This is a genomic window from Paenibacillus sp. CAU 1782 (assembly GCF_054551715.1).
The window spans coordinates 1,537,538-1,554,727 of the sequence record NZ_JBTOLL010000001.1 but is presented as its reverse complement, the minus strand read 5'-3'; the positions used below and the strand labels follow the sequence as shown (position 1 = coordinate 1,554,727).

The 17,190-nt window shown below is 45.8% G+C and carries 11 protein-coding genes; all 11 read left to right on the top strand.

Going from position 1 to position 17,190, the window contains the following annotated elements; translation table 11 throughout:
• The first annotated feature begins 2 nt into the window (after positions 1-2).
• The 11 genes from ACX93W_RS07525 (at position 3) to ACX93W_RS07475 (ending at position 17,160) form a co-directional block, all read left to right on the top strand.
• Positions 3-782: a DUF6063 family protein gene (locus ACX93W_RS07525; protein ID WP_459391673.1), complete on the top strand. Its 780-nt coding sequence runs from the start codon at positions 3-5 to the stop codon at positions 780-782.
• Positions 760-5,190 carry a coiled-coil domain-containing protein gene (locus ACX93W_RS07520; protein ID WP_459391672.1) on the top strand — a complete coding sequence of 1,477 codons (4,431 nt, stop codon included), beginning with the start codon at positions 760-762 and terminating at the stop codon, positions 5,188-5,190. The genes ACX93W_RS07525 and ACX93W_RS07520 overlap by 23 nt, the downstream gene beginning before the upstream one ends.
• A 369-nt stretch (positions 5,191-5,559) precedes the next feature.
• The gene (gene sigK, locus ACX93W_RS07515) at positions 5,560-6,258 is read left to right on the top strand and encodes an RNA polymerase sporulation sigma factor SigK (protein ID WP_459391671.1); all 699 of its coding nucleotides are present in this window, start codon (positions 5,560-5,562) and stop codon (positions 6,256-6,258) included.
• A gap of 780 nt (positions 6,259-7,038) precedes the next feature.
• On the top strand, positions 7,039-8,019 hold the full coding sequence (locus tag ACX93W_RS07510; RefSeq protein ID WP_459391670.1) for an ABC transporter permease: 981 nt from the start codon (positions 7,039-7,041) through the stop codon (positions 8,017-8,019).
• Complete coding sequence (locus ACX93W_RS07505; protein WP_459391669.1) at positions 8,019-8,918, top strand: carbohydrate ABC transporter permease; 900 nt, start codon at positions 8,019-8,021, stop codon at positions 8,916-8,918. Before ACX93W_RS07510 ends, ACX93W_RS07505 begins: the two co-directional genes overlap by 1 nt.
• Positions 8,919-8,975: 57 nt before the next feature.
• A complete protein-coding gene (locus ACX93W_RS07500; protein WP_459391668.1) occupies positions 8,976-10,535 on the top strand; it encodes an extracellular solute-binding protein in 1,560 nt (519 codons plus the stop codon).
• A 95-nt stretch (positions 10,536-10,630) separates the two neighbouring features.
• The gene (locus ACX93W_RS07495; protein ID WP_459391667.1) at positions 10,631-12,451 is read left to right on the top strand and encodes a sensor histidine kinase; all 1,821 of its coding nucleotides are present in this window, start codon (positions 10,631-10,633) and stop codon (positions 12,449-12,451) included.
• Positions 12,426-13,205 (top strand): response regulator transcription factor, encoded by a 780-nt coding sequence (locus ACX93W_RS07490; RefSeq protein ID WP_459391666.1) that lies wholly within the window; start codon positions 12,426-12,428, stop codon positions 13,203-13,205. The genes ACX93W_RS07495 and ACX93W_RS07490 overlap by 26 nt, the downstream gene beginning before the upstream one ends.
• A 192-nt stretch (positions 13,206-13,397) precedes the next feature.
• A complete protein-coding gene (locus ACX93W_RS07485; RefSeq protein WP_459391665.1) occupies positions 13,398-14,720 on the top strand; it encodes an AbfB domain-containing protein in 1,323 nt (440 codons plus the stop codon).
• A 44-nt stretch (positions 14,721-14,764) separates the two neighbouring features.
• Positions 14,765-16,198 (top strand): family 43 glycosylhydrolase, encoded by a 1,434-nt coding sequence (locus ACX93W_RS07480; RefSeq protein WP_459391664.1) that lies wholly within the window; start codon positions 14,765-14,767, stop codon positions 16,196-16,198.
• Between the two features lie 29 nt (positions 16,199-16,227).
• Positions 16,228-17,160 (top strand): glycosyl hydrolase, encoded by a 933-nt coding sequence (locus ACX93W_RS07475; protein WP_459391663.1) that lies wholly within the window; start codon positions 16,228-16,230, stop codon positions 17,158-17,160.
• Positions 17,161-17,190: the final 30 nt, after the last annotated feature.

Genomic DNA, 17,190 nt, shown 5'->3' with positions numbered 1-17,190 from the left:
GCATGTCCTATTCCTATAGCAATGAAATCGTTATGAATGCTTTTCGACTTTATTCACACTTGGCTATGAATGGCTCGGTGGAGCGTGACCGCTTGCAGGAATATATAGCAGATGATGAGTTAAGAGGGCTTGTTGACCAGTTTGCCGCTGAGGTGGATTGTGCGGTTATTGCGGCGGGAGATGAGCTGTACCTAATTCCAATCGCCCGTTTGTCCCCGTTTCATGTGAGCAACGACTATTTGAAAAGGACCTATTTAAAGGGATCCGCGGTAAATGCGGACCTTTATCTGATGTATTTGACACTGATTGTGTTTATCGGGGCCTTTTACGACAGCTATCAAAGTCTGGAGCCAACCCGCAATTTTGTTCAACTTGATGATTGGGTCGTTCTTGTACAGGAGAGAATTGATTTGCTCAAAGAGCATGACGAGGAGCAATTGAAGGGGCTGGAGAGCGAATTCTCTTATAATTGGTCGGCGATTATTGAAAAATGGGATGCGATGGATGACATCAAAGAAACCGTAAAGCGTCAAACGGGAAATACGATTAGCCGAATGAGCTTTCTTGATTCGGTGAAAAGGTTTTTGCTGGATCAGGGGCTGGCTGAAGAGGTTGGGGAAAGCGAGCTGGCGTTAACCGAAAAAACCAAAGTCATTGTGCAGCGGTATTTTATGGAGCTGGAATATAATCGGGGAGTTTTGAATTTTTTGTACAGTCTGGACGATCGCAAGAAGCAAGGCAAGGAGGAGGATATGCAGCATGCCGTCGATTTCGAAAATTAGATTTACCCACGTCCTTTATGAAGGCGGAAATAAAAGGTATAACGACGAGGTTTTTCTGTTTGACGGTTTTAACGGCGCAATCATTCTGGAAAACGGGGGCGGTAAAACGGTATTTATTCAAACGGCGTTACAGGCTATGCTCCCGCATGCGGATTTGGCCGGACGAAAGCTCAAGGATACGCTTCTTCTGGAGAACGGACCTGCGCATGTTGCCATTGAATGGATTTTGAACGATAAGCCTCGTCGCAGATATGCTGTCACTTGCGTCAGTTTATATCTGACTTCTAGCGGGATCGACTCCTATCGATATGCCTACGAATACGGTGAGCATGATGCGCACGGATTGGAGAATATTCCGTTTGCGAAGTCTTACATGGGGAATAGCAGGCCTGCGGACAGAGGAGAGATCCAGGAATATTATGCCTCTATGACGCAGCGCTTTCCGTTAACGGCGCATACCTTTGGAACCATCAAGGAATACAAGGCCCATTTGGAGGAGCATTACCAGATCATTGCCTCGGAGTGGGAAGCCGTTGCCAAGATCAATAGCACGGAGGGCGGGATTGAGCATTTTTTTGATGAATGCAAAACAACGTCCCAATTGTTTGATCGTTTGCTTATCCCCGCGATTGAGGAAGCGATGGAGGGTTTTGAGCCAGACAGCTTTGTCGAGCTTTTCCATTCGCATCGCGAAGGCTTCAAGCGCTACAAAGAGCTGAAGGAGCAAATTACAGAAAATAAACTGATACTGCAAGAACTGGGCCATTATATGCGCATCCACGAAGGCTTGCATAAGGTGGAGGAAGCGTACAATGGTTCGCGGGCAAAGGCCAAGGCGCTTCATCGTCTTTCCTTGGTTCAGCATGAGGAGCAGAGGGCGGAGCAGCAGGGGCTTGAGAGTCGTTTACAGCTATGGATGAAGCAGAACGAAGCGCTTGAAGTAAAGCTCAAGTCCATTGAGCTCGCCGAGGCGGATGAGGAGCAATCTGCATTGCTCCATCGTCTGAGCCAGCTGCAGAATGAATTGGATGGTCTTCAGCAACGTCTTTCCGGGGCGGAGCGGTTTTTTTATTCACTCAAATATTCGGAACACCGGACAGCTCGGGAGGCTGCAGAGACTCGGCTTCGGCAGTTGTCGGAGCAGCTCGCAAGGCTGGAGCAAAGTCAGGATGAGCGGCAGCTTCAGGAGCAGTGGGAGCAAAGCTGCGGCGAATTGAGAACGGTTTTTGCCCGGGACGAGGAGCAGATGGGGAAGGCATTAAGGGAGCATGAGGCCGAGCTTGAGACCTTGAAGCGGGAGCAAGAAGGAACATTAAAGGAAGTGGAACGTCTGCGTGCAGACATTTGGTCCTGGGAGCTGAAGCTTCAGGAGAAGCAAACGCAGCTTCAGGACAAAAAGGAACAGCAGGAAAAAATCGCTCATGCGATTTTAGCCAATCCAACGCTGGAAAAGGTGGAGGATCAACTGCCGCTCTGGTCACAGCGTCAGCAATCGCTGGAGGAGAAGCGTATTGACTATCTGCGGCAGCTCAAGGGGATGAACGAGGAGCAAGGCGTAATTCGGGATCGCCAAAGAGCGGTTCAGGAGGCTTTTCGCCAGACGGAACGCGAGCAGGCCCGGCTTGAACGGCAGCAGGAGCAGTTTCATGAGGAGCAGGAGGCGTTGGTACGGGAATTGTCCAGCCTTCGCCCCAATTGGGAACGGCTTCATTCCGTGTTTGAAAAGGAAGCTTCAATCGGGGAGCAGCTTCAGGAGGGCGTTCGTAAACGGCAGGAGCAGAAGGCGGCATCCTTGCAGAAGGAGCGGCTTGCTTATCGTTATGTAGATGATTATTACGAGCAGGATGTATTTTTTGCGGATTCCGTCATTGAGCGGCTAGTCCAAACATGGGGCCGGCAATTCCATTTGCTGCAAATCGGCACGGAGTATGCCCGGAACTTCCAATCGGATGGCAAGACCCCGGAAGTCGTGAAGGACCCGCTGTGGTCCGTTACATTAATCACAACTGACGGCGAAAAAAAGCTCCTGCTCCAGAAGCTTGCCGCCAGTGAATTTGCCTATCCGATTCGTGTGCTCGGAACAGTCGAGGCGACGGCGATTTTACAAGGGAATAATGCTCGTCTCTTCGGTGAACAGTGGGCTGTTCCCGCGTTTTGGAAAGGAAATGAAGAAGAAAATGTCTTCCTGAAGTGGAAAACGGGGTTGCTTGAACGGGCTCAGGAGATTAAACAATTGCGGGAGAACAAGGAAGAGGAATTGGCGCAATGGCAGAAGGTTCAATATCAATTCTCTCAATTTCTGCAAAAATATTCTCTGTCCCATTATCAATCGCTGGAGCAGCAGCTTCATTCGTCCCGTGAAGCGCTGATTTCGTACGCGCAGGAGGTTCAGCAGCATGATCGGCGATCCCTGCAGTTGGAAGAGCAAATGGATAAATATCGTGATGAGCTGACAGAAATGCAGGATATGATTCATCAACTGAATGATTGGTTGAAGGACGGTCTGCGTTATACGGCACTGGGCATGGAGAGAAGCCAGCTTGAAAAGGAGCTAGCACCGATCAGGGAGCAGGTTGGCGGCCTGCAAAGACAAGTCCGAATGAAGCAGATCAGCTTAAAGTCAGTTGAAGGAGAGTTAGCGACTACGCAGCAATCCATTTATGATGCAAAAACGGGGTTGCATTTGCTTCGCAATGAGGACTTTTACCGGAAGGTACAGGATTTTGCTTATGTGGAATCGAGCCGTTCATTGACTGAGCTAAAGCAAGCCTGTCAAGCGTTGGAACGCGAGCGTGAAGGTCTGATGAAAGAACAGAGTCAACTGGAAATGGAGCAATCCTATGAGCGGGAAAAAGCGCAGGTGGCGGAAAAAGGCATGAATGAGCTGCTGCGCGAGCATTCGGACTTGAACAGGGAAATGGCATTGCCCATTGAGCTGGAAGAAGAGAAGCAGGCAGCATGGGTTAAAGTCGAGCATAATCGCAGCGAATTGATTCAGTTGACGGAACAACTGCAGGGCCTCAATGCCAAGCTGCAAAACCATGAAGGACGCATGGAAGCTTTGCTGAAACAATTTCACGAGTTATTTGAAAGTCAGCAGCCAATGCGGTTTGATGGTAATTTGGGGGAAATCAGGCTGCAATCTCAACAGGAAAGCGAGCAACTGAAGCGGGAGAAGAGGGAATGGCAACAGCGAAACGATGCGGTAGCACGGCAGCTTCAAGAGCTGGAGCGCGTGACGCAATTATGGGACAAGCATACGCTGATCCATCGGTTGAATGATCCGGGGTTGCTTCCTGCAACAATCCAAGAGCGGCTGCTGCTGGATTTCACTTACGCGCGTATGGATTCCAGCGAACACGCCATTGCAGAGCTGCAGGCTCATTTGCAGAAGATGGACAAAGAGCAACTCCTTGTCCGCAAAGGCAAGGACAGCTTCAAGCATTATTGCAATACACGGGTAAAGGATGTAAAGCTTCGCCAAATGGCTATTCAGGGAATCGAGCTGAAGGAAAATTATGAAGAGGTCGTGGAATTCAGACAAACGATGGAGACAAGGATCCAGAAGGCGCTTCATATTATGGAGGAAACGATTCAAAGCCATGACCGTGACTTGCAGGAGTTCATTGGACGCATTCATACGCATCTGAAGCATATTGTACAGGAGCTGCGAGAGCTTCCGAAAAAGACGCGTATAAAGACGGGGGACGGCTGGCGGGAAATCTATAGTTTCTCTATTCCAGAGTGGGAGGAGCAAGAGGGCAAGGAGCGTGTGCGTGGTCATATCGAATGGATTCTTTCTCAGCTGGAGCGGGAGCAATTTGTGGACGAGCAGGGAAAATTGCAACAAGCCGAGATGCGAAAAAGGTTGGAGAAATGGCTTGATTCGAGACAACTGCTTCAGGTTGTCCTGAAAAACGAGGCCATGAAGGTCACATGCCGAAAAGTTACCAATGATCACCAGGTTACCAAAGCGGCCTTCTCCTGGGAACAATCCAATCGCTGGTCCGGCGGAGAGAAATGGAGCAAAAACATGACGCTGTTCCTTGGCCTCCTGAACTATGTGGCTGAACGGCGTCAATATATTATAGCCAATCGAAAGCTGCATCGGGCGGTTATTCTCGATAACCCGTTTGGCAAGGCATCCAGCGAGCATGTGCTTAGCCCCGTGTTCTTTATTGCCGAGCAATTGGGTTTCCAGATTATTGCTTTGACCGCGCATGCGGAGGGCAAGTTTCTACAGGATTATTTTCCAATTGTGTATAGCTGCCGTCTTCGCAGCACCTCGGATGCTTCCAAGCAAATTATTGAACCGAGCAAGCGTGTTCAGCATGCTTTTTTCAGAGATCATTACCCCGAAACATTGGAGCGAATAGATGCACGGGTGGATCAGATGGAATTGTTTTGAGCAAGTGTTTTTAAGAATACATGTTGATCGGCGGGCCGACATCAGAAAGGGAAAGGACCCAAATCACTGATTAAGAATCGTGAAGTCAAGATGCCTGTGTTTTGAAAACGAAAGGTATAGGTTGGGGATTTCACGATAACTTGGCCTATATGTACAATCCAATTCGATGGATTTAGTAGGAAGCAAATTCATTTTTAATTAATTGTAGAATGAATCAAGATAATGCAAGCTTATCAATCTGTCGGAGTTGCAATTTTTGCACGATACAGGAACGTATAGGCCACCGCCCACATAGAATAGTAAACGGATGTTCTTCGCTGCGGGGACTGTACAGTGCTCCCGCCAATACAGCATGGGGGTGGCCGGTCGATGGGATTGATTGCAACGATAGCTTTGTTTATCAAGCAGTTGTCACTGCTCGTTTCGTATGTCAAAAATAATGCTTTTCCGCAGCCGTTGAAAGAAGATGAGGAAGCGAAGCATCTTGCCCTGATGGCGGAGGGCAACGCCAATTCGCGCAACTTGCTAATTGAGCATAATTTGCGTCTTGTGGCTCACATTGTTAAAAAATTCGATAACACCGGCGAAGACCTGGAGGATTTGATCTCCATCGGCACCATTGGCCTCATCAAGGCCATTGAAAGCTTCCAGACGGGCAAAGGGACAAAACTCGCTACCTTCGCCGCTCGTTGCATCGAAAACGAAATACTTATGCATTTGCGATCCCTGAAGAAAACGCGCAAGGACGTTTCGCTGCACGATCCGATCGGCACGGACAAAGAGGGGAATGAAATTACCTTGATCGATATCCTCGGAACGGAGTCCGACGACGTGGCGGATAAGGTGCAGCTCAAGATCGAAAAAAGCAAGATTTACAAGAACCTGGACATATTGGATGATCGTGAAAAGGAAGTTGTCATTGGCAGATTTGGTTTGGTGCACGGCGGGGATGAAAGGACGCAACGGGAGATCGCGAAGGAGTTGGGCATCTCGCGGAGTTATGTGTCGCGGATTGAGAAGAGGGCGCTTATGAAGCTTTATCATGAGTTTTATAAGGCGAAGAAATAGTAGCTTCACTTTGGATTTTTTGATTTTTTGCTCTTTTGCATTGCTTCATAGAGGAGTTTAAAATAAATGATTTTAAACCATGTTGTCAAGACCGAAATAGAATTCCCCAAAATAAACGCTTGAAAATTTCCCTAGGAGGAGGAACCGGTAAATTATCTAGGGTATGTCTTAAAACTACGCAGATGCCCTTGAGTGAGTTTTAAGACACGCCTTAGTCATTTTCTTCTGCTTGCTTTTTCAGACGGAATAAGTCGCATTCTTTTTTTCCTTAATTCGGTAGCTCTCACCTTTAATAGTTACCGTACTGCGAATTGATTGTTACTCCTTCCTTTTTGCTTCATTTCCAGCATCATGCTGTACTCTCCATTCTTAACCATAAAATTTTTCACCCTCCAGTAGCCGTGATCGCTTGCGCTAACAAGGTAATGCATCACGGCTACGTCATGTATAAAATAGGCAGCCATTCGCTTCCTAAATAGCTTTCATTCCATAAACCTCCATAAAGGAGGTTTATTTGTCATGTGCATATTTATGATGCCAAAACCGCTATCCGAAAAACAGTCTATTACAAAGTATTAGCGGGTTTCTTTTACGATTGCTACATAGCTTGCCTCATATTCCCTAATCAATTTAAGAAAAGAAACATAGGTTGCTATCTAGAGAATATTTAAAATGTTTATTCCTGGCATCACAAAAATGGACAGTTCGATAAAAAAAATGATCCGTAGATAGGGGGAGAAAAAGTGAGCTACAATACCGATATGAAGGAGGAGGCAGCAGATGGAAGCGGATACATTGCGTAAAGGGACTCAAGAGAGTGCAACCAATAATTTATTATGGAAGCGGTTTAAAAGGCAACGGTTGCCACAATCATTTGTCTTGCTTGGCATATTGTTTTTACTTATCTTTTCATACATTCCCATGTTCGGGATCTTAATGGCATTCAAGGATTATCGTATCACGGATGGCGTGCAGGGAATATTTACAAGCGAATGGGTAGGGCTCAAGTATTTGAGCGAATTTGTTAACGACTATAGATTCAATGATTTGGTAAGAAATACCTTGATCATGAGTATCTTAAAAATCGTATTTGCCTTTCCAATTCCCATTCTGTTTGCGTTAATGCTTAATGAACTCAAGGGAACCATATTTAAAAGGTTTGTGCAGACGGTTAGTTATTTCCCTCATTTCATTTCTTGGGTCGTTGTGGTCGGATTGTCTTTCGTGTTTTTTTCGTCAGAAGGCGGCATCGTGAATACGTTGCTCCTGCATCTAAACATTATTGATAAACCTCTTACGATACTGACAGACCCCAATTCATTCTGGGGGCTGGCTGTGGGAAGTGCGGTATGGAAGGAAGCGGGATGGTGGACGATTATCTTCCTGGCGGCTTTAGCGGGTATTAATCCTGCATTGTACGAGGCGGCAGAAATTGATGGAGCGGGCCGGCTTAAACGAATATGGCACATTACATTGCCGGGCATCCAAGGCGCTGTCGTAGTGGTGCTAATTCTGTCAATTGGAAGTCTGCTGGGTGGCGGGCTGGTCGGTTCGAACTTTGAGCAAGCTTTCTTGCTGGGGAATTCAGTCAATAGCGATACGTCGGAAATTGTACAGACATACGCTTTCAAGATGGGACTTGCGGAAGGACGATTTGCTTTTGCTACATCCATCGACTTGGTTCAATCCGTCATATCGGTATTCCTCATCTTTACGAGTAATTTCATTGCCAAACGAATTTCGGGACAGGGGTTATTTTAATGGTGAACATACGGAAAAAGAGGAAGCCGCGAACGCTGGAGGATTGGCTCATCGACACTGTCAACATGATTTTGATTTTGTTCGTCATTATCATGACGGTATATCCGTTCTACTACTTATTGATTATTTCCTTTAATCAAGGCATAGATGCTGCTAAGGGAGGCATTTACTTCTGGCCAAGACAGTTTACGCTGGAAAATTATGCAACATTTTTTCAAGATCCGAAGTGGCGTATGAGCTTTCTTGTTTCTAGCGCAAGAACGATTGTTGGAACATTGCTTGGTGTATTGTTTACAAGTTTGGTCGCATATGGGCTGGCTTATAAGCAACTTTTGTTCAAGAAGACGTATTTTGCGATCGTCATTGTCGCTATGTACTTCTCCGGGGGAATGATTCCTTATTATGTTGTCCTCCGAGAATTGCAGTTGCTTAATCATTTTGCGGTATACGTCATTCCCTCCATGTTGAACCTATTCTTCCTGCTTATTGCGATTTCGTTTTTCAAAGAAATTCCCGAGGAACTTCAAGAATCCGCACGCATCGACGGCGCTAATGATTTGATGATTTTCTACAAAATGATCTTGCCGATCTCGCGACCGCTATTGGCCACAATGTCTTTATTCCTCGGTGTTGGACAGTGGAACTCATGGTTGGACTCCGCTTATTTCGTACAAAGCGACAAATTGCGGACGCTAACGTATCGCATGATGGAGATCATTAATCAAAGCACGATGCCGACGGATGCAATGAGCGCGGATTTCGCATCAATGAATACAGTTACGACTTTCTCCATCCAGGTTACGGCTATGGTCGTCGCGATAATCCCGATCATGCTCGTGTATCCGTTTTTGCAAAAGCATTTTGTTAAAGGGGTTATGATTGGAGCAGTCAAAGGTTAGCGATTTCGATATTAAGACCTTAAGGTCCTGATATAAATTAAAATAGGGGGTACATCCATGATTCAGATCGGCAAAAACAAATGGGTCAAATTCACATTAGCAGCTGGTATGCTGCTTAGCACGCTTTCGGCCTGTTCGGGAAGTGAAGGAAATCCGGCGAACACGGGAACTAGTTCGTCCAGCGAGACGGGAGGGACTAGCTCTGAGCCTGTAGAATTGAGCATCTTCGTTAACCATCCTTGGTTTCCTGTTCGTGACTGGTCCGGCTCCGTCCCCGAATTAATTACAGAGAAAACAGGGGTCAAATTAAAGGTGACAATTGCCGCCGACGACAAGCAACTTCCTCTCATGATTGCTTCAGGAGATCTGCCCGATCTTGTCTTTACCGCAACAAATTTGGATCGTCTAGCTGATCCAAAAATTTCCTACTCTTGGACTGACTTGATTGAGCAATACGCTCCGGATTTCAACGTTGATGCAGAACGGATCGCAATTAACACGGCTAGCGACGGAAAGTTCTACACAGTTCGTAACAACTTCGCCACAGAAGAAGAATGGAATGCTTATCCGAATGCAATTATCAATTCAAGCGCGCTTGGCATTCGCAAAGATATGATGGAGGAACTAGGAAATCCGGCTTTAAATAATTTCGAGGATTTGGAAAAACTGCTTGGAACAGTGAAAGCTACGTATCCGGACGTCATACCCTTGATGCTCGACATTAACTGGGGCTTCCGTTATTTCAAAATGCAAAATGGCGTTCCTTCTGCCTATACGGATCTATTCGAACAAGATGGGAAGGTGCAGCATTATTTAAGACACCCGGGTATGCTGGAAGTTTATAAATACATGAATCGTTTGTATCGAAACGGATATATGACCGCAGAGAACTTCGCTTTCAAGGATACGATTAAGGATAATGATTATGCCCTGAAAGGCAAAGTGTTCGCATTAGTGGATAATACGAATGATTTTGACAATTTGAACAGTCAAATAACGAATCAGGGCACCGGCTATAATTATTCACAGCTGACGAAACCGCTCGGAAATGATCCAAAAGAGTATTTTGCGAGCATTGGCTGGTCAGGCGTTTATATCACGAAAAACAACAAGAATCCCGAAGCTTCAATTAAATTCATGCAGTATATGTTCTCCGAAGAGGGACAAAAACTTGGGTTCTGGGGCATTGAAGGCCAACACTGGAAATGGAATGAGGAAGGGCAGTATCCGGAGCTTCTCTATAAGCAAGGGGACGCAGACTTTATCAATAAAGAAGCCATTGGACTATGGGGTCTGATGTCTAATAGTGCAGCATTGGAGCAGGTCGCACCAGGAACGGAGTCATCGGAAGTCAAGAAGATGGCGAAAGAGCACGCCGAATTTGTTCCGGCGCTTGGGATGCTCGTTCCAAATTCCGATACGGAAATCGGCGTTATCCGGACGAAACTGGATGAAATGATCAAGAACGAGGAGATCAAGATTTATATGGCAGATTCCGAAGAAAACGCTGTTAAGTTCTATCAGGAGCTAATGGATAAAGCGGAAAAAATTGGTCTAAGCAAATATGAAGCTTGGGCGAATGAAAAGTACAATACAGTAAAAGATACGTTCAAGTAGGAGGGAATCGTTCCTCCTATCTAGGAGGAGTCAGGGCATTCGGCTTTGACTCCCCCCTTTTATGTTATGATAGGTCAAAAAGAAGAAGTGATATTGTGATTAAATGGCTGGGAAAGAAATTGTTTTTGCTTCTCCCAAAAACGAAAATAGTTAGAAAGCTGTTTATAGGTTACGTACTCATTATTTTGATCCCATTCCTTATTTTTGTTTATTTGTTATATAGCCAAGCACACATTCGCTTCTTAGAGGAATATATGCGTAACCGGCAGGATGTAATTGAACAGGCGAACAGTAATTTGAAGCTAGATTTAACACAAGCGGAATCCGTTTATCAATTGTTCCAGAACGATCAATACGCCATTGAATATTTGAGCGGCGCATACGAGACTGAATCTCAGCACGTTTACAGTCTAATCAAATACATTCGACCCAGATTCTCTTATGTCTACAACGGCAACCCGCAGATCGTGGCGCTCCGAATGTACAGTACCCATCCAGGCGTGTATGCATTAGGTCCGGAATTCAGGGAAATCAGCGAGCTTATGGATAGCGAACAAATATATGCTAAGGTTAAACAACTTACGCCGGGAAAAGGGATTTGGCTCTATCATCAATCCGAACGGAATAAAGTCCCGATATTGCGCTTCTATCAAAATCTTTACAATGAATCATATTCGAAACAAATTGGCATATTGGAGGTCCAAATTACGGATAAGGTATTCGGACGTCTGATCGATAAAGTTAAAACGAAGCCTAGTGATACAGTTATAGTCTTGTCTCGAGATAACGAGCTCATATATTCGGATATAGAGGATACGGACAAGCTGCATGAAATTAGAGAGGCTTCAGCGGATTTATTGTCTGACAGTAATCCTAAATATGCATATCTCCGCAATGTCGATCTGATGGGGAACAGCATTAATGTGGAGCCATTGTTTATGAAGATCGTTTCACTTGCAGATGGCAAGGAAGTTAATACGCAAAGAGAGTTAGAATGGTTTGCTTGGGGAGGAATTATAAGCCTTCTTGTGCTCTCTATGGTGTACTACTGGATCGCGACATCCCTTACGCGCAGAATTCTCAAGCTTGCTAAACATATGCGGAATGTAGATTCCGATAATTTCTCCAAATATGAAGATAATAGCCGTGACCAGGATGAAATCGCCTTCTTAGCCCTTTCGTATAATGCCATGCTTCAGCGGATCGACGATTTGGTTAACACGGTCCATCGCGCAGAACTTATGCGGAAGGAATCCGATTACAAGGTGCTTCAGGCGCAGATTAAACCGCATTTCCTATACAATACGCTAGAATCCATTAGAATGTTAGCCGAAGTGAAGGAGGCACCTGAGGTCGCTGATTTTACGCATACGTTTGGCAAGCTAATTCGGTACAGCTTATCTAATGATCAAACCGAAACGACGCTGCATGATGAAGTTGATCATGTTAGAAACTTTCTGGTTATTCACAAGAACCGTGTGGGCGAACGTTTGCAATTCGAGATAAGAATGGATGCGCAAATCAAAAAATTCATTTGCCCGCGCTTTATATTACAACCTCTGGTGGAGAATAGTATTGTTCATGGACTAAGCAAGCTGCGCAGACAATGGGTGCTACAAATTCAAGTGTTAGAGACTGAACAATATATTGAGGTTTACATCATAGATAATGGAATCGGTATTGAAGAAAAACGTCTGACGATGATTCAGGGGATGTTGAAAGAGAAAGAGGGGCTCAATCCATTTCATACGGCTTCGAGCGGCCTAGGGGTTTACAATGTCCACGAGCGAATCAAGCAATTCTATGGCCATGATTCCGGATTGACGCTTGCGAGCAGACACCAAGAAGGTACGACCTGCGTCGTTAGAATGTACAAAGGAGAGGAGAAGGATGTTGAATTTGTTAGTGGTCGATGATGAGCCGCTTATCCTCGCGGGGCTTAGCACGATTATTCGTAATGCCAATACGCCTTTTCAAAGAATCGAAACTTCAAATGACGCGATTGAAGCATTAGAGAAACTCCAATCCTTTCAGCCTCACCTCATCATTACAGATATTCATATGCCGGAAATGAACGGTCTCGCGTTCATCAAGCAAGTTAAGGAAAATAATCTCTGTCATAGGTTTATCGTTTTGACTGGATACGATGACTTTTCATACGCTCGACAGGCTCTGCGTTATCAGGTTCTCGATTACTTATTGAAACCCGTCGATAAAGAGGAGCTCCTCGCTATACTCGAGGATGTTGCGGAAGCGATAGAGCTGGAATTATCATCGACGGTCGGAGCAGAGCCAGCTGAAAACGTAGTGGCTTTTCATAGCATTCTGGATAAGGACACATATACAGAACAGATGAATAAGACTCTGGACTATATCCATAAGCACTATGATAAAGATCTTTCCTTGGAGCAGGTTGCCAAGCACATTGGTCTAAGTACAAGCTACGTGAGCGCTATGTTTAAGAAGGAATCGGGAATGAATTTTGTTCCGTATCTTCATAATTGTCGGGTGGTGATGGCGCAGCGGCTGATGAACGAATACCCCAAGCTGTCTTTGGACAAAATCGCTTCACAGGTAGGGTATGAAAATCCAAGACACTTCTTCAAAGTATTCAAGAAATATTCAGGCCTTACGCCAGGCAAGTATCGGAATTCTGATTTTGAATCGTAAAAATCTGACTAGGGCGAGTCTGATAACTTCACAGGGAGCAGAGATTGCCGAGTTTTGGTTTTTTGCAAGTCGCTTTTTCGAAGGCTTGCCGGGGGCAAGTCAAGGAAGGGCAACGCAGCAGTGGGCGAAAAGGCAGTGATAGATGTCCTTGATCGGGTTTTCAGACACCTTTAGTCTAAAGGAGCGACGCCAATGTTAGCTATTCATAACAGGGACGGAGCGGCGATTAGTCAACCCTTTGGATATATAATGGGATATTTTACCGAATCTCCAGAAGGGATGGCAAACGCCTTTTCTTTGCATCTGGCAGCAAGTCGCGACGGACGAAATTGGACGGCTTTAAATGGTGGTCGTCCAGTATTAGTTCCTGAAATCGGCGAATGCGGCATGAGAGATCCGTTCATTTTCAGAAAGCAGGACGGCCGATACGTTGTGGTCGCTACAAATATGTGGAACAGTGAATCCATCATGTGTTACGATTCGCCTGATTTAATCCGATTTGAAAATGGCAGATTGCTCCGTCTCAACAACTCAGGCATGCATGCTTGGGCGCCCGAGATCATTTATGATCCCGAGCGCTTGCAGTATGCCATTTTCTGGTCGGGAAATACAGATCGTAATCGGATCTACGTCAATTACACCGACGATTTCCTGAAAGTTACGGATCCGGAAATATTCTTTGATCCGGGATATGACGTTATTGATGCGTCGATTACCAAGCACGAACAGACGTATGTTTTAGCTTTTAAGGACGAACGTAATCCTGAAGAAGCTCCTCAAGAAGGCAAACGAATAAAAGGAGCGGCGGCGGCTTCGCTTTCTCCAGGAAGCTTCAATAAAGTTGTCTTTTCGAGGCCGTTTGGGTTACCGATGATCGAGGGACCTGTTATCATTCATGCTTTGGAGAAAGAGAAGTGGTATTTGTACGGGGATTGTTATCAGCCAATCAATGCCAAGTATTTTGCGTGGGAGACCTCCGATCTTCGAAATTGGGATTGGCGGCCAATGGATCGTCGGGACTATCAGCTACCTCCGAATGCAAAACATATCTCAATCGTTGACATCGGGGAGATAGAGTGGGAGCGGATGATGCATGTTTACAAAACGCAAGGATGGCAAAGACTTCGTTCATATGCACTTCCCGATTATTATGTAAAAGTTGAAGAGTCGTATGCAAAGCTGGCAGCGATACCTTTCGACCCTTATACTTCATCTTTATGGAAGGTAGTTGCCGGGTTGATTGGAGAAGGTATATCATTCGAATCCATACATCAACCTGATTGCTATTTGACGTGTACACAGTGCGTATTGCGAGTAAGCCAATGGGAGGATAGCGATGCATTCAGGAAATCGAGTACCTTTTTAATTTCCCAAGGGTTAAGCGAGCCTTCCTGGAGCTCCTTTAGTCCGTATCTAAATCCGGAATTATATATGATAGTAGATGGCGCTTATCTTCGAGTGTCTTCAGTCGAATATGAAGAAGAGAAATCTTTTGCGACCTTTCAACTGGCTTAATCAAGGTTCATTCTAAGTTATTACTAATCTAATGGAGGAAAATCATGTCACAAATTCAAGGCATTCAAGCAATATTAACTGGCGATTATCCGGATCCGTCTATTGTTCGTGTTGGAACGGACTACTATATGACCCATTCCTCCTTCAACTACACCCCGGGCTTGCTTATATGGCATTCCCAAGATTTACTCCATTGGAAGCCGATCAGTCATGCAATTTCCGAGCATGTAGGTGGATCTATAATGGCCCCAGATCTAATCTACTATGAGGGTCTTTATTATATCTATTTCCCGGCAGGGCAAACCAATTGGGTTGTAACTGCAGAGAATCCCTCAGGACCATGGAGCAAGCCGGTCGATTTGAAGGTTGGCTTTATTGATCCGGGGCATGCGGTCGATCAGGCAGGGAATCGGTTCCTATTTCTGTCAGAAGGGTATCGGATTGGATTGTCCAAGGATGGGTTGTCTACTGTAGGTGAGATTGAGCAGGTATATAAAGGCTGGAGGTATCCTAAGGATTGGCTTACGGAAGGTTTTTATCTAGAGTCACCGAAGTTAAATGTTAAGGATGGTTATTATTATATGACCAGCGCCCAAGGTGGGACAGCAGGACCTGCAACAAGCCATATGATCGTTTCTGCTCGTTCCCGATCACTAGAAGGTCCGTGGGAGAACTCACCGCACAACCCCATTGTTCGCACGAAGCATCGAAGTGAAAAGTGGTGGTCCAAGGGACACGGAACTTTGGTGGATACCCCTGAGGGAAATTGGTATGTTGTCTACCATGCCTATGAGAAGGATTATTATACTCTTGGCCGTCAAACGTTGATCGAGCCGATAGAATGGACGAGAGATGGTTGGTTTACAACGCGTGACGAGATTAGCGAAAAAGATAAATCGGCATGCGAGTCAATCCAAGCGGTGGAACCAAAGATTGAAGCCTTGCCGTTGATCGTTGCCAGTCGATTGGGTCTTAACTGGCATTTTTTCGGAGGGAACCGTCTAAGCGGCTTTACGATAAATGACAACCAGCTGGAATTGGATGCAGTGCCTGCGGATCGGATCGAACCATTGTTGTGTATTCCGTCAAATCATGCCTACACCGCTGAGGTCACTGTATCGATATGCGGCAATGCTATAGGTACGTTAGGGTTGTTTTATAAACCTGGCTTTCACTACGGGCTTGGATTTGACGGCAAGGATGTATTTGCCGTCCGTAATCAAAATCAGAGCGAGCGGACTCCATTGAGGGGGAAAAGCGTAACTTTGAGAATCATTAATGACCACCATGAGGTAAGTCTTTATTTCCGCGAACGGGAAGGTATGTGGAATAAACTGGATCATGGGTACGAAACATCCGGCTTCCATCACAACGTCTTAGGCGACTTCCTGAGTCTTCGAATTGCCTTGCATGCATGTGGAGAAGGAAAGATTACCTTTGGAGAGTTTGCCTATCATTCAGGAGTCCCATTAAATTAACCGTATCCATCAATGAGAGGATGATAATTATGAAGGCGCCTTTATTCCGAGATCCGATCTTTGACGGTGCGGCGGATCCCCTCGTCGTTTGGAACCGAGAAACGAAAGAATGGTGGATGATTTACACAAACCGTAGAGCAACGGCTGAGGGGGAAGAATTTGCGTGGGTGCACGGTACCGATCTTGGTGTAGCTTCTTCGAAGGATGGCGGTGCAAATTGGTTGTACCGCGGCACCCTGCAAGGACTTGATATGGAGTGGGGCCGAAATACGTTTTGGGCACCGGAGATTGTTTGGCATGAGGGTCTGTATCACATGTATGTAAGCTATATACAAGGCGTACCAACTACTTGGTCCGGCCACCGGAGAGACATGATCCATTATACAAGTCCAGATCTGATGAATTGGAGATTCTGCTCCAAGCTGGAGTTGAGTTCTGATCGGGTCATCGATGCCTGCATTCATGAGTTGCCAGGCGGAGGCTTCCGAATGTGGTACAAGGATGAAGATAATCAGTCGCATACGTATGCGGCTGACAGCCCCGATCTTTATCATTGGGAGGTTGTCGGCCCAGTTATTACGGAACGAAGCCACGAAGGGCCAAACGTTTTCCGATTTAAAGGAATTTACTGGATGATAGTAGACGAGTGGAGAGGCCAAGGCGTTTTCCGCTCCAATGATTTGGACACATGGGAGAGAACGGGACTAATCTTGGATCAACCAGGCACCCGCAAAGACGACGGAACGATCGGCTTGCATGCCGACGTTATTGTGCAAGGCGAGAATGCGTACATTTTCTATTTCACACATCCCGGAAAGACGAAGGAGCATAAGGTTCGAATCGAAAGTTATGACACGCGTCGCTCATCAATTCAAGTAGCTAGACTTGATGTTGTTAATGGATTGCTGGTGTGTAACCGCGATGAAGAGTTTCTGATCAACCTGATGCCGGAAGAGATGTAATGACCGTTTTGTTTTCCAGCTTGGAGTGCT